Below are 603 nucleotides of genomic sequence, written 5' to 3'. Positions count from 1 at the left end.
TGCTGTATCTATGCCTGATAAACTCGCTATTTCTCTACTAATACCCGGAAATTCATAAAGCCCGTATAGCCCGAAAACGGTATGGGCTGACATCTTACTATCCTTAATTTTATTTTTAAAAAAATTAGCCATATAGTTAATTTCTTCTAAAAGCAGTGCTTTTTGAGTTAGCTTTTTCTCATAGGGTAGATCCTCAGATATTTCATTGTACATCTGTATTTAATGTTCAATTTTTCTATGCGCGGATCACTCCTGGGATTTTGGACAGACACCAACATTAGAAAACTCACAATGAGTACACTTACTAATAATTGTTGTGCATGATTGAAAATAAATCAAATTAAGCATTCCCGGCTCAACAACAGATCTCTGTCTAATTATTGGCTAGACACAGTACATATCCCTGTATTTGAAATAAGCAAAAGATTGGGCTAGAGTTTAATTGAACATCATGCGAGAGATATAGATGAAGATCAAAGATGATTTAGGCTCTACTCCATTAAACAAAGCCTCTTCTGCCTCTGAAAAAATGCCACTACTTTTATATGCGGCTAAATGTGGAATGCTGCCTTTACTTGAAGAAAAACTGGAAAATCTAGAGCC

The 603-nt window shown here is 35.3% G+C and carries 1 protein-coding gene; it reads right to left on the bottom strand.

The window, feature by feature from the left end; genetic code table 11:
• The coding region (locus TJ79_RS28375; protein WP_155988039.1) for a hypothetical protein at positions 1–213 on the bottom strand (213 nt) is incomplete at its 3' end.
• Between the last annotated feature and the right edge of the window lie 390 nt (positions 214–603).

The sequence above is a fragment of the Gorillibacterium massiliense genome, assembly GCF_000455485.1.
GTDB lineage: Bacteria > Bacillota > Bacilli > Paenibacillales > NBRC-103111 > Gorillibacterium > Gorillibacterium massiliense.
The sequence above is the reverse complement of the archived record's forward strand: the minus strand, read 5'-3'. Positions and strand labels throughout refer to the sequence as shown.